At 46.7% G+C, this 14,998-nt stretch carries 13 protein-coding genes; 10 read left to right on the top strand and 3 right to left on the bottom strand.

What is annotated here, in order from left to right:
• Nucleotides 1-28 precede the first annotated feature (28 nt).
• The 7 genes from ACHAL6_RS12860 (at nt 29) to ACHAL6_RS12830 (ending at nt 6,828) form a co-directional block, all read left to right on the top strand.
• Nucleotides 29-934, top strand: coding sequence for a glycine betaine ABC transporter substrate-binding protein (locus tag ACHAL6_RS12860; RefSeq protein ID WP_395271079.1), 906 nt, complete (start codon nt 29-31; stop codon nt 932-934).
• Nucleotides 935-1,183: 249 nt separating this feature from the next.
• The gene (locus ACHAL6_RS12855; RefSeq protein ID WP_395271078.1) at nt 1,184-1,975 is read left to right on the top strand and encodes a DUF4412 domain-containing protein; all 792 of its coding nucleotides are present in this window, start codon (nt 1,184-1,186) and stop codon (nt 1,973-1,975) included.
• Between the two features lie 290 nt (nt 1,976-2,265).
• Nucleotides 2,266-3,138: an ROK family protein gene (locus tag ACHAL6_RS12850; protein WP_395271077.1), complete on the top strand. Its 873-nt coding sequence runs from the start codon at nt 2,266-2,268 to the stop codon at nt 3,136-3,138.
• Nucleotides 3,139-3,291: 153 nt separating this feature from the next.
• Complete coding sequence (locus tag ACHAL6_RS12845; RefSeq protein ID WP_395271076.1) at nt 3,292-4,260, top strand: hypothetical protein; 969 nt, start codon at nt 3,292-3,294, stop codon at nt 4,258-4,260.
• Nucleotides 4,261-4,272: 12 nt separating this feature from the next.
• Complete coding sequence (locus tag ACHAL6_RS12840) at nt 4,273-4,509, top strand: helix-turn-helix domain-containing protein (protein ID WP_395271075.1); 237 nt, start codon at nt 4,273-4,275, stop codon at nt 4,507-4,509.
• A complete protein-coding gene (locus tag ACHAL6_RS12835) occupies nt 4,496-5,440 on the top strand; it encodes a hypothetical protein (RefSeq protein ID WP_395271074.1) in 945 nt (314 codons plus the stop codon). The genes ACHAL6_RS12840 and ACHAL6_RS12835 overlap by 14 nt, the downstream gene beginning before the upstream one ends.
• A gap of 494 nt (nt 5,441-5,934) precedes the next feature.
• Nucleotides 5,935-6,828: an SGNH/GDSL hydrolase family protein gene (locus ACHAL6_RS12830; RefSeq protein WP_395271073.1), complete on the top strand. Its 894-nt coding sequence runs from the start codon at nt 5,935-5,937 to the stop codon at nt 6,826-6,828.
• A 505-nt stretch (nt 6,829-7,333) separates the two neighbouring features.
• Here the strand turns inward: ACHAL6_RS12830 and ACHAL6_RS12825 are convergent.
• On the bottom strand, nt 7,334-8,188 hold the full coding sequence (locus ACHAL6_RS12825; protein ID WP_395271072.1) for an SDR family NAD(P)-dependent oxidoreductase: 855 nt from the start codon (nt 8,186-8,188) through the stop codon (nt 7,334-7,336).
• An 18-nt stretch (nt 8,189-8,206) separates the two neighbouring features.
• Nucleotides 8,207-10,150, bottom strand: coding sequence for an FAD-dependent oxidoreductase (locus tag ACHAL6_RS12820; RefSeq protein WP_395271071.1), 1,944 nt, complete (start codon nt 10,148-10,150; stop codon nt 8,207-8,209).
• A 279-nt stretch (nt 10,151-10,429) separates the two neighbouring features.
• Between ACHAL6_RS12820 and ACHAL6_RS12815 the strand changes: the two genes are divergently transcribed.
• Complete coding sequence (locus tag ACHAL6_RS12815; RefSeq protein WP_395271070.1) at nt 10,430-12,019, top strand: PucR family transcriptional regulator; 1,590 nt, start codon at nt 10,430-10,432, stop codon at nt 12,017-12,019.
• Nucleotides 12,020-12,091: 72 nt separating this feature from the next.
• Here the strand turns inward: ACHAL6_RS12815 and ACHAL6_RS12810 are convergent, their stop codons facing one another.
• On the bottom strand, nt 12,092-13,300 hold the full coding sequence (locus tag ACHAL6_RS12810; protein WP_395271069.1) for an MFS transporter: 1,209 nt from the start codon (nt 13,298-13,300) through the stop codon (nt 12,092-12,094).
• A gap of 246 nt (nt 13,301-13,546) precedes the next feature.
• Between ACHAL6_RS12810 and ACHAL6_RS12805 the strand changes: the two genes are divergently transcribed.
• Nucleotides 13,547-14,305, top strand: a complete 759-nt coding sequence (locus ACHAL6_RS12805; protein ID WP_395271068.1) for a 3-oxoacyl-ACP reductase — start codon at nt 13,547-13,549, stop codon at nt 14,303-14,305.
• A 143-nt stretch (nt 14,306-14,448) separates the two neighbouring features.
• Nucleotides 14,449-14,925 (top strand): YbaK/EbsC family protein, encoded by a 477-nt coding sequence (locus ACHAL6_RS12800; RefSeq protein ID WP_395271103.1) that lies wholly within the window; start codon nt 14,449-14,451, stop codon nt 14,923-14,925.
• The last annotated feature ends 73 nt before the right edge of the window (nt 14,926-14,998 follow it).

Genomic DNA, 14,998 nt, shown 5'->3' with positions numbered 1-14,998 from the left:
TTCACATACACAAGGAGGAATACAACATATGTTAAACAAGAAGTACAAGAAACTCATCACCGCATCCATAGCAGCCATGGCGATTTTCGTCGCAGGGTGTTCAGGAGCAGCAGAAGGGGAAGACCCTGCATCAGGAGAGACTTCTCTTGGCGAGCAGCTGGACTACACCATCACAGGAATCGATGCCGGTGCCGGTGTCGTAAGGTCTGCTGAAGAAGCTGTGGAAGCCTACGGCCTTGAGTACACGGTTCAGACCAGTTCGGGAGCAGCCATGACACAGGCACTTTCTGATGCCATTGCTAATGAAGAACCGATCATCGTGACCGGATGGAATCCGCACTGGAAATTCTCCAAGTATGATCTGAAGTATCTGGAAGATCCTAAGGGTGTCTTCGGAGAAGCAGAAAACATCAACACCATCGCAAGACTGGGACTGGAAGCGGATATGCCAGAAGCCTATCAGGTGCTGGACAACTTCTACTGGGAAGGCTCTGACATGGAAGATGTCATGGTGCAGATCAACGAAGGTGGAGAACCTGAAGAAGTTGCAAGAGAATGGGTGGACAACAATCAGGATAAGGTTTCCGTATGGACAGAAGGCGTAGAAGCTGTAGATGGACAGGAAATCAATCTGGCCTATGTGGCCTGGGACACTGAAATCGCGTCCACCAATGTCATCGGAACTGTTTTAGGAGACCTTGGTTATGATGTGACACTGACTCAGGTGGAAAACGGACCTATGTGGGAAGCGGTAGCTTCAGCGAAGACAGATGCCATCGTGGCAGCATGGCTTCCTGGAACTCATGGAGATCACTATGAGAAGTTTGAAGCGGAAATCGATGACCTGGGACCAAACCTTGAAGGTGCGGCCATCGGCCTCATCGTACCAGCGTATATGGACATTGATTCCATAGAAGATCTCATCGAAGACTAATAGAATCAGACTGCTGTGGAGGCGTTCCCTTGAAGGGGACGCCTCTTTGTGCACAGAAAAAAAGGAAGCGCAGATGCTGAAAAGCCATGGGCTTTAACAGTTATTTCATTTTTCATCCTCATGATGGTGGTATAATAGGCATAACCATAGAGCGATAGGATTTCGTGACTCGCGCATTGCAAAGACCAGCAGCCTCATTCTCTTTACTTGCCATTACAAGAACTTTCGATCTGATTTGGAGTGATGAAGATGATCAAAACTGGAAGAAGAAAGAACAAGTGGATTCTCATCGGTGTACTGCTTCTGATGGGCGCATTCCTGTTCTGGGGATGCGGAGGAAATGGTGATGCGGAAGAGCCCCAGGGAGAGCAGCCTTCTCAGGGAGAAGAAGTGACACCTGAGCCAGAAGAAGAGACGCCTGTAGAGGAGCCGGAAGAAGCCGAGGAGCCGGAAGCGGAGAATGAAATCAGTGAGGAGGAACTCGCAGATCTATTCACCGGTGGAAGGGAAATGGATGAGTTCTATTATGAGATGAAAGTCACCGGCATGGGAGAAGAAGACTATACCACGAAGATGTACATGAAAAGCGGACTCATGCGTATGGAAAGTGAAATCATGGGGCAGAGCGCTATGATGATCTATACGGAGGATGCATTCTATACTCTGGACCCTCAGTCAAAGACAGCCATCAAAATGCCGATGGAAATGGATGAAGAGGAAGAAAGAGATGTCCCCACCCTGGAGGATTTCACGGATGATGTGGATGAGAGCAGCATGAATTATCTGGGCAAGGAGACCATATACGGCATAACCTGCCATGTGGTGGAGAGCAGAGAGATCGGTTCGGACTACCAGGTGAAGATGTGGCTTCATGAAGAGTACGGGTTCCCCATAAGAGTGGAAACCAGGATGGGAAATGATGAAGTGTATGTGTCAGAAGTCACGGATTTCAAGGTAGGCGGTCTATCCGACGACCTCTTTGAAGTACCGGAAGGATACCAGATTGTGGATCTCGACAGTATGATGCCTACGGCACCTTAGGCTGGAGTTCCATTGAAAGATCAAGACCATAAAAGAGTTGTCCTGAGCACGAAAGGGGATTGCACCTTCAGGGCGGCTCTTTTTCATATGCGGAGCTGGCAGGAAGATGGAGTAGAAGGTAGTCTGCAGGCAAGGGATGAAGGGGGAGATCAGCTAAATCATCATTGTGTGAAGAGGTCAATATCGGTATACTGAAATGAAAGATCCTGGAGACCCGCTGTAAGGTTTCCATGGCCACGGAGAAATTGCAGGGAAGAATGCAGAAGAATAGGAGAAGGTAGGGAAATAATATGAGACTGACAGTATTTGATATCGGGGGATCCAGTGTGAAGCATGCCTTATGGGATGGAGAACATCTGGTAAGAAAGAGTGCTTTTCCCACCCCGAAAACCTGGGAAGCCATGAAAGCGGAAATGGAGAAGGTCAAAGAGATCCATGATCAGGGAGGGGTCGTTGAGGGCATCGCTATGAGCTGCCCGGGGGCAGTGAACAGGGAGACGGGTATCATCGGAGGTCTCAGCGCAGTATCCTACATCCATGGTTTTCCGATTCGTGAAGAACTGGAAGGGCTTTTTCACCTGCCCGTCAGCATGGAGAATGATGCCAACTGCGCTGCCCTTGCCGAGCTTCATGAGGGGGTCGCGAAAGATGTGGACCATGCGCTTTTTCTTATCATCGGTTCCGGTATTGGGGGCACGGTGATTCAGGGAAGAAAAATTCACAGAGGGAAGAATCTATTCGGAGGGGAGTTCGGCTACATGCTGCTGGATGAGAGCCATACGTTAAGCGCTCTGGGCAGTCCCGTGAAAGCAGCGGAGCGTTACAGGATAGAAATGGGGCTGGATGTTGCAGATGGCACCCTTCTTTTCAGGGAAGCGGACCGAGGGGAACCCACAGCGATGAAGCATGTGGAAAGCCTCGTGGATGCACTGGCCAGGGGCATCTACAATCTTTCTGTGGCATTTAATCCGGACCTTGTGATTCTAGGGGGAGGGATTTCCGACCGGGAAGACCTCATAGAGCGCATTTCAGGGAAAGTGGTGCAGCATCTGAAGGACCGGGGCGCAGAGGCTCTTGACGTGTCCATTGTTCCCTGCACCTTCAGAAATGACGCCAATCTCCTTGGAGCCGTATTGAATTTCCTTGAGCCGGATCAGAAATGAAGCAGCATGATGAAACGTGTGGTAAAAGCAGAGCGAAGAGCCTGCTTTTTTTCATTTCACGGATTATTTTTACAAAATTATTGTAAAACAATAATTTATGGCGTATACTACAGGTATTAAATTATCGTAAGACAATAATTCATGGAGGATGGTATGAAACAGAATATCTTTAAGAAAATACTCGTAGTCGAAGGGGTTCTCCTAGTGGCGTTTTTCCTTCTGAAAGCAAGCCTGCCTGAAGTCTTCAGTTCCCTCATGGCCTTTCCTTTTGAACAGATCGGAAAGCTTTTGAGAGAACTGTCCCTCTCTGGAAATCCAGGCAATATCCTGGCGCTGGTTCTTTATCTTCTTCTGAGCTTTATCCCTGCAGTGTTTTTTCTGGACAGATTCAGAAAGAAGAAGGTGGAGAAGGAAGAGTATCTGCTGCTGCTCTTAAGTGGAGTACTGCTTCTTGTTCTGTACTACATGATCAATCCAGGTAGAATGGGCATGGTATTTGGAAGTGCGGCAGGTGCACCTGTGGGGAAAGCTTTCCTTGGAGGAAGTGTCTACTCGGTTCTGATCGCTTATATCGTTATGAAGGCTCTACGGATTTTTCTTGGCGCGGAGAAGCGTGAGATATCGAAGTATCTGGCGTGGCTCCTTGGTTTTCTGAACATCCTTTTCGTGTTCAACGTATTCGGATTGTCTTTTGGAGGCTATCTGGAAGCGAGGAAGAGCTTTCTTGCAGGAAACACGGATCCCAGCCAGAATCTGTTCCTCAGCGAGGTGTTTCTCCTTCTTCAGCACCTTGTAAGGGCTCTGCCCTATTTTCTGAGCATCTTCCTTGTGAACCATCTCATGGGGCTCTTTGATGAGATCAGAAAAGACAGATTCTCGGAGAAGACGATGAAGAAAGCCCAAGCACTCACAAGACTTTCCGTGAAAGTCATGGGCGCCATTGTGTTATCGGGCATGGGGATCCATATCCTGCAGCTGATCTTCATGAAGGAGATTCTGTCTATTCACGGAACCCTTGTGATTCCGGTGATGCCCATGATCTTTGTTCTAGGGGTGCTTCTCGCTACGCAGTTCGTCAGTGAGAACAAGAGACTGAAGGAAGACAATGATCTGTTTATTTAGGAGGTGTGGATATTGGCGATTACAGTGCATCTGGAAGAGGTGCTGAAAGATCGGGGGATGACCTCCAAGGAGCTTTGCCAGAAGGTAGGCATCACAGAGGCGAATCTGTCCATTCTCCGAAGCGGAAAAGCCAAGGGCATCCGTTTCGGCACCGTGAACAGAATCTGCTACTTTCTCAGCTGTGACGTGGGAGACATCCTGAAATTCGATGGAAATCTGGAGGAGAATGATGAAAATGAAAAAGAGTAGGAAGACTGGAATTGTGACTCTCTTCCTGTCCATGATGATGATTCTGGCAGGATGTCAGCTGGCTGTGGAGGAAGGTAGTGAAACTTCTGTGGAGGACAGGCTCATCGGAGCGCTGATCACTACAGACTCCATGAGTTCCTTGTGGGGAGAGCAGGAGCTGACTCCGGAGATGTTTGAGGACATGGAAGATGGAGCACTGATTCTGGAGGAATATGAAAACAGGAGTGAGGGCGTTCATTATGCCATTCCTTCCTATGAAGGTAAGAAATACGTGTTTGAAGGGATCGACGGATATTCCATGTTTGTGGCGGTGATGCATATGGAAGAGGAGAATGAGACCTACAGCACTTCTGTGGCTGATCCTGAAATCAGCGATCTGAGCACCCATATCACTGCAGGAGATGTGGAGAAAATCGAGCTCACAGGAACCATCTATTTCTCGGAAAACAGAGCAGAACGTCCCTGGCATATGAATCCTGTCTATCAGAAGGAAAACGGTGTGGTCTATGCTATGCCGGGGGGCATGGGCTTCTCCATGGGAGGAGAAACAGGAGAAGGCACATCAGGCTCCACCCGGACGGATCAGGCCCTGAGCTATACGGAAAACGGCGAGACAAAGTCTTTTGAATCTCATATCGAGATCAACTATACATTCATGTATGCGCCAAGCAGAATCACAGTGGTGGAGATGAATGCAGACAACCAGGTGCTGATCCGAAGAGAGTATGAACCCGGAAAGCTGCCGGAGGAGATGGGAACCAATGAGGAAGCGGAGTATCTCATCATCGAGACGGAAAAGACCGGGGAAGACGGAAAGACTTTCGTGGAAAGAGAAATCGTCAACCAGGGTGAGGAATCCTTTGCCAGCTTCTACGAAATGGAAGACGGCATCATCAGTAAGATGATGACCATCATTCTCTGGAGAGGATAAGCTCACAAGGGTAGTGTAGGACAGAAGAATCAGATCGGCAACAGAACAATATAGGTAATCGACTCTCTCATAGCATGAAAGAGGGAGGATGAACTCTTCCAGAAAGACGCTGGGGATTACTGGGAAACAGAAAGAAATGCAGATGAATCACACCAATTCGGTGGAGTGAACCATGTAAGATTTCTTCAGAAGACTGTGACCATAAGGGGACTGAAAAGTCTTCGTATGGTCACTTTTTATGCTGTTTTCGCGAAGCGCCCAATGAATTACAGAAATATGTTTTCATTTTTTTCATCAAAAATTCTTGTGTTGAGTATATACTGGGATTGAAATTATGTGAAAGATAAGTCAATCAGTGGTTAACAGTGCAGTTGCATCAATCTGTCACGTGGGAGATCAGCTTCTTGTTTATTTTATGGTTGTGCCTTTGAAAATTTGCTTCAGCAGTTTTTTCATTATCAAGTTGCTCTACGATCTGAAGGAGGGTCTATATCATGTCCATTAAGCGAAGAAGATTCATGGCGATTTTTACCGCTGCGGTACTTCTTTTTGCATCCTCTGGTATCAGCGCACCAGCTTCAGTCCATGCAGATACCAGGGAGCTTGTCTATGTTGCCCTTGGCGACTCGGTCTCCTATGGGATGAGTGCTACGCCCGGCAATGGATACACGGAACTTTTCAAAACCTATCTCGATGGCAACCCCAAATATTCCATGGTGAACGATCTCAATCTGAGCGTGCCTGGATTTACTGCAGAAGACCTGTATAGGCAGGTCAAAGACCGAAATTATGCTGAGCTTATTCACGGTGCGGATATCATCACTGTGAACATCGGAGGAAACAACATTCTAGGAGCGGTCGTAGGACTTGTGAAGCAGCTTTATCCCGAAGCGCCGGATACACTGGAAGGACTGAATCAGGCTGTGAATGCGGATCCCTCTCGTATTGCTGCCATTCTGGAAAAGCTGAATGACCCCACATCACCTGAGAGCATGGCCCTGACCCTGGCTCTGGCATCGGATGTCACGAGTTTTAAACTGTATTATCCGCTTCTCCTGAAAGAGATAAGAGCCCTTGCACCAGATGCTGAAATCTATGTGAGTACGCTGTACAGTCCCGTGGAGTCGGATTCAGACATAGCCATGCTTCTGAATCCATATATTCACAGCATCAACCTCTCCATCAGAGCATACCAGTTCAGATACAGATACAATGTGGTGGATGTATACAGTGCCATTAGAATAACAGCGAAAAAGGTAGTGGAGTTCAATATCACAGACGATTCGTTTAATGTGGATATCCATCCCAATGATGAGGGGCATGGCGTGATTTTCAGGACGCTGAAACTGAGACTGTGGAGTGCACACTCCAGATATTATTACAGTTGAAGTAATCAGGATTTCTTGACTTGATATCAAAATTCATGCGCTACAGACAATTCCAAGCGCTTTTTCTGGACGCATCAATGAAACCAAAGATAAGCTGTGGCTAGGATGAATAACTCGGCGAAAAACAGGTAAATCCCTCATGGACGGTATCTGTTTTTTTGCTTGTTGAGAAGAAAACACCTTCGTGGTATGTGTAGCTATAGACAGGGTCCTAGATGATGAAAGATAGATAAGATTGAATAATCCATAGCAACTGAAAAAGAGGAGCACATTGTATCTATAGCATAGTTTCAGAGTGAACAGCTCTCTTCTTGAACGTCTTCTGGGTTTGGAACCAGGCTGCATTTTATAGGGGATCGCTTCATTTCTTTCGTCTAGATTTCTGTCTGTGAGCATGACAAGTGATATGCCCAGTCGGAAATGGAAAAGACCGCTGCATTGCTCTATTTCATAGCGCTGCAACGGCATACTGCTTTTTGTCTTTTCCTTTTCTCTGCTTTTTCAGCTAGCCTCTCAGTACACTCAGATCTGGTCCTCTTCCCTCCAGCATATCTTTCACTCTTCTTCCGATGAGTGTGCTGTAGATCGGATGGGTAAGAATGTAGAACTGATCTTCTTCAATGCCGTTGAGCACACTCATGCCGATGCTGTCAATGGGCATGCCGGTTCTGATGACAAATTCCGCTTTCTTCTGACCACTGTAATAATCCGGGCTGCTATAGTATGGATCGCTTTTATCCATGAATCTTTCGGGACGATGTCTTTCATAATTGTGCAGGTCTGTCTGGACGAAGCCCGGACAGAATACGGACATTCTGATATTGGCGCCGATGGCCTGCAGGTCATAGCTGGTGCTCTCCGTCAGTGCAACACTGGCATGCTTTGTGGTGTGGTATGCAGGCATACCGTTGGAAGTGATGAGCCCTGCCACGGATGCCACATTAAGAATGTGACATTCTGTTTTCTGCTTCAGCATAATGGGAATGACTCTTCTCATGGCATATACTTGACTCATGAGGTTCGCACCGATGATCCAGTCCCAGTCCTGAAGAGGAAGTTTCCATACCGGACCTGAAATGGCCACGCCTGCATTGTTGACCAGAAAATCTATGCTCCCGTAGGTATCAAGCGCGACATCCACCATCTTCTGGACTTCAGCATCAAGAGTCACATCGCAGTGTACGCCTGTGACTTCTGCGCCTTTCTCTTTAAGAAAGGAAACCGCCGCTTTAAGGTCGTTCTCATCAATATCCGCTAGGACAAGTTTCATCTGTCTTTCTGCACATTCTTTTGCGATTTCGAAGCCGAATCCGTTGCCGGCACCGGTGATCAGTGCAACTTTATTTTTAAATTCTTTCATATTCAAAGACTCCTTTCTCTAATAGGTAGTAAAGGCGAATGCCTGAGTGTATCCATCCTTGATGGCCTCTTGTATACGGCCTGCCTGGTCAGCATCACCAATGACTCTGATGTTTTCGAAGGATTCACTGAAAGCCTGGACCATTTCTCTTCTAGGCGTCACGCCAAGGGCAAGTACAACGGTGTCGGCTTCCACCATAGATAGCTGGGATGTCATCTGATTCATGAGAGTGATGCTGTCCTCAGAGATGGACATCAGCCTGTGATTGGACAGTATGGTCGGATCATGTTTGCCAAATCGTATCATGAGATCAGCAAGAATGGTTCTATTGACGCCAGGACCGATGGTCTTCTGCATCTCCACCAGTGTCACAGCATGTCCTCGATCAGCCAGAAGCTCCGCAGTTTCCAGTCCGGTCAGTCCTGAACCGATGACAGCCACTTTTCCCTGAGGTGTGGATTTTCCCGTGAGTACATCCTCCGCTTTCATGACGTTTGCACCATCAATACCTGGAATAGGAGGGATGGTAGGCGAGGCGCCTACAGCCACAAACACACCTGCAGGATCAAGACTTCTGACCAGTTCCACTGTGGCTTTCGTATTCCTTCTCACTTCCACACCGCTTTCCTCAATTTCACGGATGAGTCCATTGGTCATGAGATGTACTTTTTCTTTGATGGGCGCTTTATCTGCAACATTCAGGGTGCCACCGAGTTTTTCTCTCTCGTCGAATAAAATGGTATGGAAACCCTTCTGATCAAGTACCAGAGCTGCCTGCATACCAGCAGGTCCACCGCCAACCACTGCAACGGTCTTACCATGACCATTCTTCTCCAGTGAGGAAAATTCAAGTTCTCTGCCAAGAGCTCCATTTACACTGCATTTGATGTGTCTGCCTTGATTCAGTTCAGCAAAGCAGTTCAGGCAACCGATGCATTTTCTGATTTCATCACTTCTGCCTTCTTTCGCTTTCTTCACCCAGTAAGGATCTGCCAGATGCCCTCTTGCTACGCCCACAAAATCACATACACCTGATTCAAGAAGTTTTTCAGCGGTTTCCGGATCTTTGATGTTGTTTACGGCAATGACTGGAATCCTCACATTTTTTCGGACTTCTTCTGCCAGATGTTTTTTCCAGCCCTGGGGATAGGATCCAGGCTCGATGATCGTTGTTGCACTTTCATAGGTTCCGCTGCTGACATTGATGGCATCAATGCCATAGCTTTCCAGTGTGCGCGCGATCTTCACTGAGTCATCCAGCTTGAGCCCACCATCCACATACTCGTCTGCACTGATTCTGACAGAAATAGGGAAGTCCGCTCCGCACATGTATTTGATGCCTGTGATGATTTCTGATACGATACGCAGTCTGTTGGTGAAGCTGCCACCGTATTTGTCTGTTCGTTTGTTGCTGTAAGGAGATACAAACTGATTGAGCAGATACCCGTGAGCAACGTGAAGCTCAACCCCATCCGCTCCTGCTGTCTTGGCGATGACGGCGCCTTTAATGAATTTTCTGACGAGACCTTCACATTCCTCTGTGGTCAGTGCTCTTGGCATTTCCTGAGTCACCTGACACATGATGGCTGATGGTGCAACAATCTGCTTTCCGCCTAGCAGATGGCTTTTGGTTTCTCGTCCCGGGTGATGCAGCTGAATGAAGACTTTTGTACCGTATTTCTGGATGGTTTCGATCATCCTCTCCAGATGAGGAATATGTCTGCCTTCAGTGACAGAAAGCTGATTCGGTGTGCCGACCCCAAACTCGTCATCGATTCTGGCGATTTCTGTTATGATGAGACCCACGCCTCCCTTAGCACGTTCTTCATAGTATTTCGTGATGACCTCATTGGCTTCTCCCATGGAGTTCGCCAGATTCACACCCATAGCGGTCATGACCACACGGTTTTTCAGATGGACGTTGCCGATTGATCCTCTTTCAAATAACTTTTCGTAATTCATAATACACTCCTTATAGTAGGTTTTCTGATTAGTTCAGGCATTCTGAACAATAACTGTTAGTGTTGCGGGGATGGCAGAAGGAAAGTGCAGATGCAATATCCGTTTCGGAATGCGCATCTGTTATTAAACAGTAAAGCGCTGACTGACAATTCATGAATAGTCTGTTATAATAATAACAAAGGGTGCGATATAGGGATAGATGAATGATGCAAGAATAAATGCAAAGCTTTTGTGCTATTTGCACAAAGGCTACCGGTACGGAAAGGAGCCTGAGGATATATGAGATTCAGTCAGCTTAAGAATCGTCTGGAAAATGACTACGGTCTGGTATTTCTGGACGCACGGATCCGAGAGGAAGATGAGATTGAAGAAATAGCACTTCTGGAAGCAGGGGCAGAAGCTCGAGAAAAGGTGCTTTATGTTGCACCTTCGGATACTTTTTTCTCCTGGCAGAAAAGCAGAGAAGGAAAATTGCCAGAGAAAAGGAATTTGCTTCTCGGGCTGAAAAAGGGAAGAGAAGATGAGGATGACCTCTCACCATGCAGAGGTGAGATTCAAAGTACAGGGAACATTGAAAGCTATGCAGCCGTCAGTGAAATGGAGATTCTGAAAACTCTTCAGGCCGCAAATAACATTCTGCATGAGGAAAAAAGAACCGGAACGGAAATGGCTGAGCTCATGGCACTGACCATGAAAGCCAATGATCTGAAGGAGATGATTGCTTCTGTTTCGGTGAAACTGGAAAATCCAATTATCCTTATTGATTCAGGATTCAAGATTCTGGATGTGTCTTCAGCGGATTCCATTGATGATCCCATCTGGAAGAAGAATCTGGAAAGAGGATACTGTTCCTATGAATTTATAAGAGAAGTGCAGAAACTAGAGGAAAAGGGACCCTTTCCCAGCAATTCCACCGCCTTTGAAGTGATCTGCCGGTTTTCTCTCTACCGGAAATTGTGCAGTAAGATTTTCTGGAAAAATCATCTGGTAGGATATGTGATTCTGCTGGAAAAGAACAAAGCGAAAGAAGCCCTGGCAGAAGCGTTTCTTCCCTATCTTGGCAGTGCTGTCTGTGAAATGCTCCAACGCTCGGAAAAGCACAGAGGGATTTTTGGTTCTCAGAGAGAAAACCTGCTCTATGAACTTCTTCATGGTGGAGAGGAGGAGCTGATTCGTATACGCATGAAAAACAGCAGGATGGATTTTCCGGAAAAGGTGGCGTGCCTTGTGGTTCGACCCAATGAATACCTAAACAGTATTCATGCAGCTGAATTCCTCAAGGAACAGATCCTGCGGATACTGCCAGATTCATCCTATCTGAAAGAGAAGAATCAGATGGTATTTATTGTGCGCATCCAGAAAGATGGAAAGTTGAAAGCAGAAGAGGAGAAGAGGCTTCTTTCCTTATTTCATAAGGGTGTGGAGCATATAGGAATCAGTAGACCCTGTGAGAATATCATGAACCTGAAGGAGGTCTACAGGCAATGCATAAAGCTCTACAGAATCAGAGAGAGACTGCGTGTAGAGGATGAAATCATGTATTTTGAAAAGTACAGCTTCTATGTCATGATCAGTGAAATGAAAGAAAGAGAGCTCTTTCAGTTTTCTCATCCTGCATTAAGAACGCTTAGAGAGCATGATCAGGCACATAACAGTGAACTTTATGAGACGCTTTGCGTATTCACACGATGCCGTGGCCATATGATCAAAGCGGCAGAAATACTCTCTATTCACAGAAACAGTCTTTCATACAGAATCAGTCGGATTCTTGATCTCACCGGCCTTGATCTTCAGGATGATGAAGAGATCTTCCGGCTCATCTGCGGATTCAAACTGGAACAGTATCTCCGGGTTTCAGGGTCAGTATAATGAAATCTCAAAGCACAATAAAACCCACTCATGACGAGTGGGTTTTTATTAATATGAGTTTAGCTATGGGAGCTATGCACTCATGGGGAGCGATTTTTCTTTCATCCTCTCTCTGAAGAGAAGATAGAACAGGAGTGTACCCATCAGGTAGAAGACGATGGTCAAGGCATAGGGAGCATTGTAGCTGATGCGCTCCATCATGCCGCCACCTACGTAGATGCCTAAGGCACGGGCGATGTTGTTGACCATGACGCGCATGGCGCTCATGAAGGGCCTCTGCTGTTCTTCCACTATATCCATGGCGATGTTTCTTATGAGCGGCTGTCCCATGTTCATGAGAGAGCTTCGAAGAAAGAAGGCGATGGCCACAATGACGATTCCCTGGGGGAACCCGATGGCGATGAGCAGTGGAATGCTTAAGATCTGTGTCATGACGATGGTTTTATAGTTACCGATCTTTCTGCTTAAGTAAGGGACACTGAGTCCACCGAAAACGGTGCCCAGCTGCGCAAAGCTCAGAATCAGTCCCACAAGGCTTTCCGTGGTTTCCAGCATGTACTTCAGGTAGACGCCGAAGAAGGGAACCACAAGTCCGGCACCAAGGCCTATGAGGCCTGTGTATGTAAGAAAGATGATATTCTGCTTCGTGAAGAAGGAATGAATCTCTTTCAGATTCAGCTGCTTGTCTCTTTTCACCGGTTTCGGTTTCAGGAGACTTAAGGGAATGATGGCCACAAGGCTCAGGATGCTGACGGCAATGAGCGCATAGCGTATGGCGATGGCATCCGTGGCGACTCTGGTCGCAAAGATGTCAGCCAGAAATCCTGTGAGAAGGGAACCGGACATGAATGCCGCGTTTCTTGTGGCAAAGGTGAGGCTGAAGGCATGGACTCTTTCTTCCCCGCTGGTCTGATTGAAGATGAAAGGAGACTCCACAGTCAGCATGGCTGCCTGACCGAATCCGAAAAGCACCGAGATGACTTCCATGAGTCGGATGTTTTCCACCATGACGATGAGAATGCTTGTGATGCCTACAGTGAAAAGGCCGAGGATCAGCGTTCTTTTATGACCGAGCTTGCCTGCAATGAAAGCGATCAAAAAGGTGAAGATCCCTACAGATAATCTCCTCAGAGACAGGATGCTGCCCACGACGCTTTCAGGATAACCGATTTCCTTGATGTAGATCCCAAAGAATCCGTTGAAGGATGCAGAGGTCAGTCCATAAAGAAAGACGATCAGTATAAATTTTTTAATAACCGGATTTAATTTTCGATAACTCATATACCTATTGTAAAGCTTACAATCCCTGTTTACAATTTCATGCAATACAACAATTTTGAAAATCAATACAAAATCTGCTTGACGACCGGTTTATCCGGGAAAGAATTTCTGAAGTGCGTGAACAGGATATTAATGAATCATAAAGTTATTTAGAGATTGTATATAGTATGTTATCTTTGTGTCTTGATATTTGATGATAGAATAGTAGTATAGTATTAAAATTAAATCTGAGAGGAGAATATACTGATGAAAAGACTTGAAAACAAAGTCGCGCTGATTACTGGTGCAGGTTCCGGAATGGGGAAAGCCCAGGCCATCCTATTTGCCGAAGAAGGTGCGAAAATCATTGCAGCTGACATCAATAAGGATGGATTGAACAAAACCGTGGAAGAAATCGAGAAAAACGGTGGCAGCGCCTTTGCTGTTGAAATCGACGTATCGGATAAAAGCAGCGTGGAGGAAGGCGTCAGGAAGGGACTGGAGAAATATGGAAAGATAGACATTTTAAGCAATACAGCAGGAATTCTTGATGACTACAAACCAACACTGGATACGCCGGAGAAGCTCTGGGACAAGATCATGTCCGTGAATCTGAAAGGTGTATACTTCATGACCAATGCAGTGCTTCCACAGATGATTGAAAGAGAAGAAGGAACCATCGTGAACATCGCTTCCATTGCAGCCTTTGTGGCAGGTGGAGGAGGAGCAGCCTATACTTCGGCCAAGCATGCCATAGCGGGATATACGAAGCAGCTGTCCTTTGACTACGGCAAGAAAGGAATCAGGGTCAATGCCATCGCACCTGGTGCGGTGGAAACAGGTATGACCAAAGAAATCTTTGAAGAAGGATCAGCTGATGTCATGGAAGCGGTGAAATCCGTGCCTGCAGGAAGATATGGACAGCCTGAAGAAATTGCCAGTGTCGCACTGTTTCTTGCGAGCGAGGAATCCTCCTTCATGCATGGAGCCATCGTTCCGGTAGATGGTGGATGGATCGTGAAATAAGAGAAGTTAGAAGCGGATAGAGTCTGATTGGAGAAATGAGAAGAACGGTGTATGCTGTTCTTCTTTTTTATGCCGCTTTTTTTGATAGAATAGAAGAAGAAAAGAAGAAAAGAAGAAAAGAAGATATGAGGTGTGAAGAATACATGGCGATAGAAGAAGTGAAGGCGTATTTCAGAAAGCTGGGCATGGAGGAGAAGGTCATGGAGTTTGCCGTGTCCAGTGCCACCGTGGAGCTGGCAGCGGAAGCTGCAGGTGTCATTCCAGGAAGAATCGCAAAAACCCTGTCCTTTTACGGGGAAGAGGGAGCCATTCTTGTGGTCACGGCAGGAGATGCCAAGGTGGACAGCAGGAAATTCAAGGCAAGATTTGAAAGAAAAGCGAAAATGGTCAGAGCAGAAGATGTGGAGAAGCTCACAGGCCATGCGGTGGGCGGGGTTTGTCCTTTTGCAGTGCCAGAGGATGCTTTGGTCTTTCTGGATCTGTCTCTGAAAAGATATGATAGTGTATTTCCTGCCTGCGGCAGTGCCAACAGTGCCATTGAGCTTGCTCCGGAGGAACTTTTCAGATATGCAGGTGCGCTGGAATGGGTGGATGTATGTAAAGAGTGGGAGGAAAGATAGTCTATTGCACTCCTTTTTCATGTAATATCCATGTTATTTTAGAAAACGGTGTGGGGCAACGGAAGATTCTACT

The organism is Proteiniclasticum sp. C24MP (assembly GCF_043951855.1).
GTDB lineage: Bacteria > Bacillota > Clostridia > Clostridiales > Clostridiaceae > Proteiniclasticum.
Note: the sequence above shows the minus strand (reverse complement) of the source record. Positions and strands in the feature narration are given on the sequence as shown.

Excerpts from the sequence above, each read along its gene's own strand:
- ACHAL6_RS12860 (WP_395271079.1), top strand. The coding sequence starts at position 29 with ATGTTAAACAAGAAGTACAAGAAACTCATCACCGCATCCATAGCAGCC.
- ACHAL6_RS12855 (WP_395271078.1), top strand. The coding sequence starts at position 1,184 with ATGATCAAAACTGGAAGAAGAAAGAACAAGTGGATTCTCATCGGTGTA.
- ACHAL6_RS12850 (WP_395271077.1), top strand. The coding sequence starts at position 2,266 with ATGAGACTGACAGTATTTGATATCGGGGGATCCAGTGTGAAGCATGCC.
- ACHAL6_RS12845 (WP_395271076.1), top strand. The coding sequence starts at position 3,292 with ATGAAACAGAATATCTTTAAGAAAATACTCGTAGTCGAAGGGGTTCTC.
- ACHAL6_RS12835 (WP_395271074.1), top strand. The coding sequence starts at position 4,496 with ATGAAAAAGAGTAGGAAGACTGGAATTGTGACTCTCTTCCTGTCCATG.
- ACHAL6_RS12830 (WP_395271073.1), top strand. The coding sequence starts at position 5,935 with ATGTCCATTAAGCGAAGAAGATTCATGGCGATTTTTACCGCTGCGGTA.
- ACHAL6_RS12825 (WP_395271072.1), bottom strand. The coding sequence starts at position 8,188 with ATGAAAGAATTTAAAAATAAAGTTGCACTGATCACCGGTGCCGGCAAC.
- ACHAL6_RS12820 (WP_395271071.1), bottom strand. The coding sequence starts at position 10,150 with ATGAATTACGAAAAGTTATTTGAAAGAGGATCAATCGGCAACGTCCAT.
- ACHAL6_RS12815 (WP_395271070.1), top strand. The coding sequence starts at position 10,430 with ATGAGATTCAGTCAGCTTAAGAATCGTCTGGAAAATGACTACGGTCTG.
- ACHAL6_RS12810 (WP_395271069.1), bottom strand. The coding sequence starts at position 13,300 with ATGAGTTATCGAAAATTAAATCCGGTTATTAAAAAATTTATACTGATC.
- ACHAL6_RS12805 (WP_395271068.1), top strand. The coding sequence starts at position 13,547 with ATGAAAAGACTTGAAAACAAAGTCGCGCTGATTACTGGTGCAGGTTCC.
- ACHAL6_RS12800 (WP_395271103.1), top strand. The coding sequence starts at position 14,449 with ATGGCGATAGAAGAAGTGAAGGCGTATTTCAGAAAGCTGGGCATGGAG.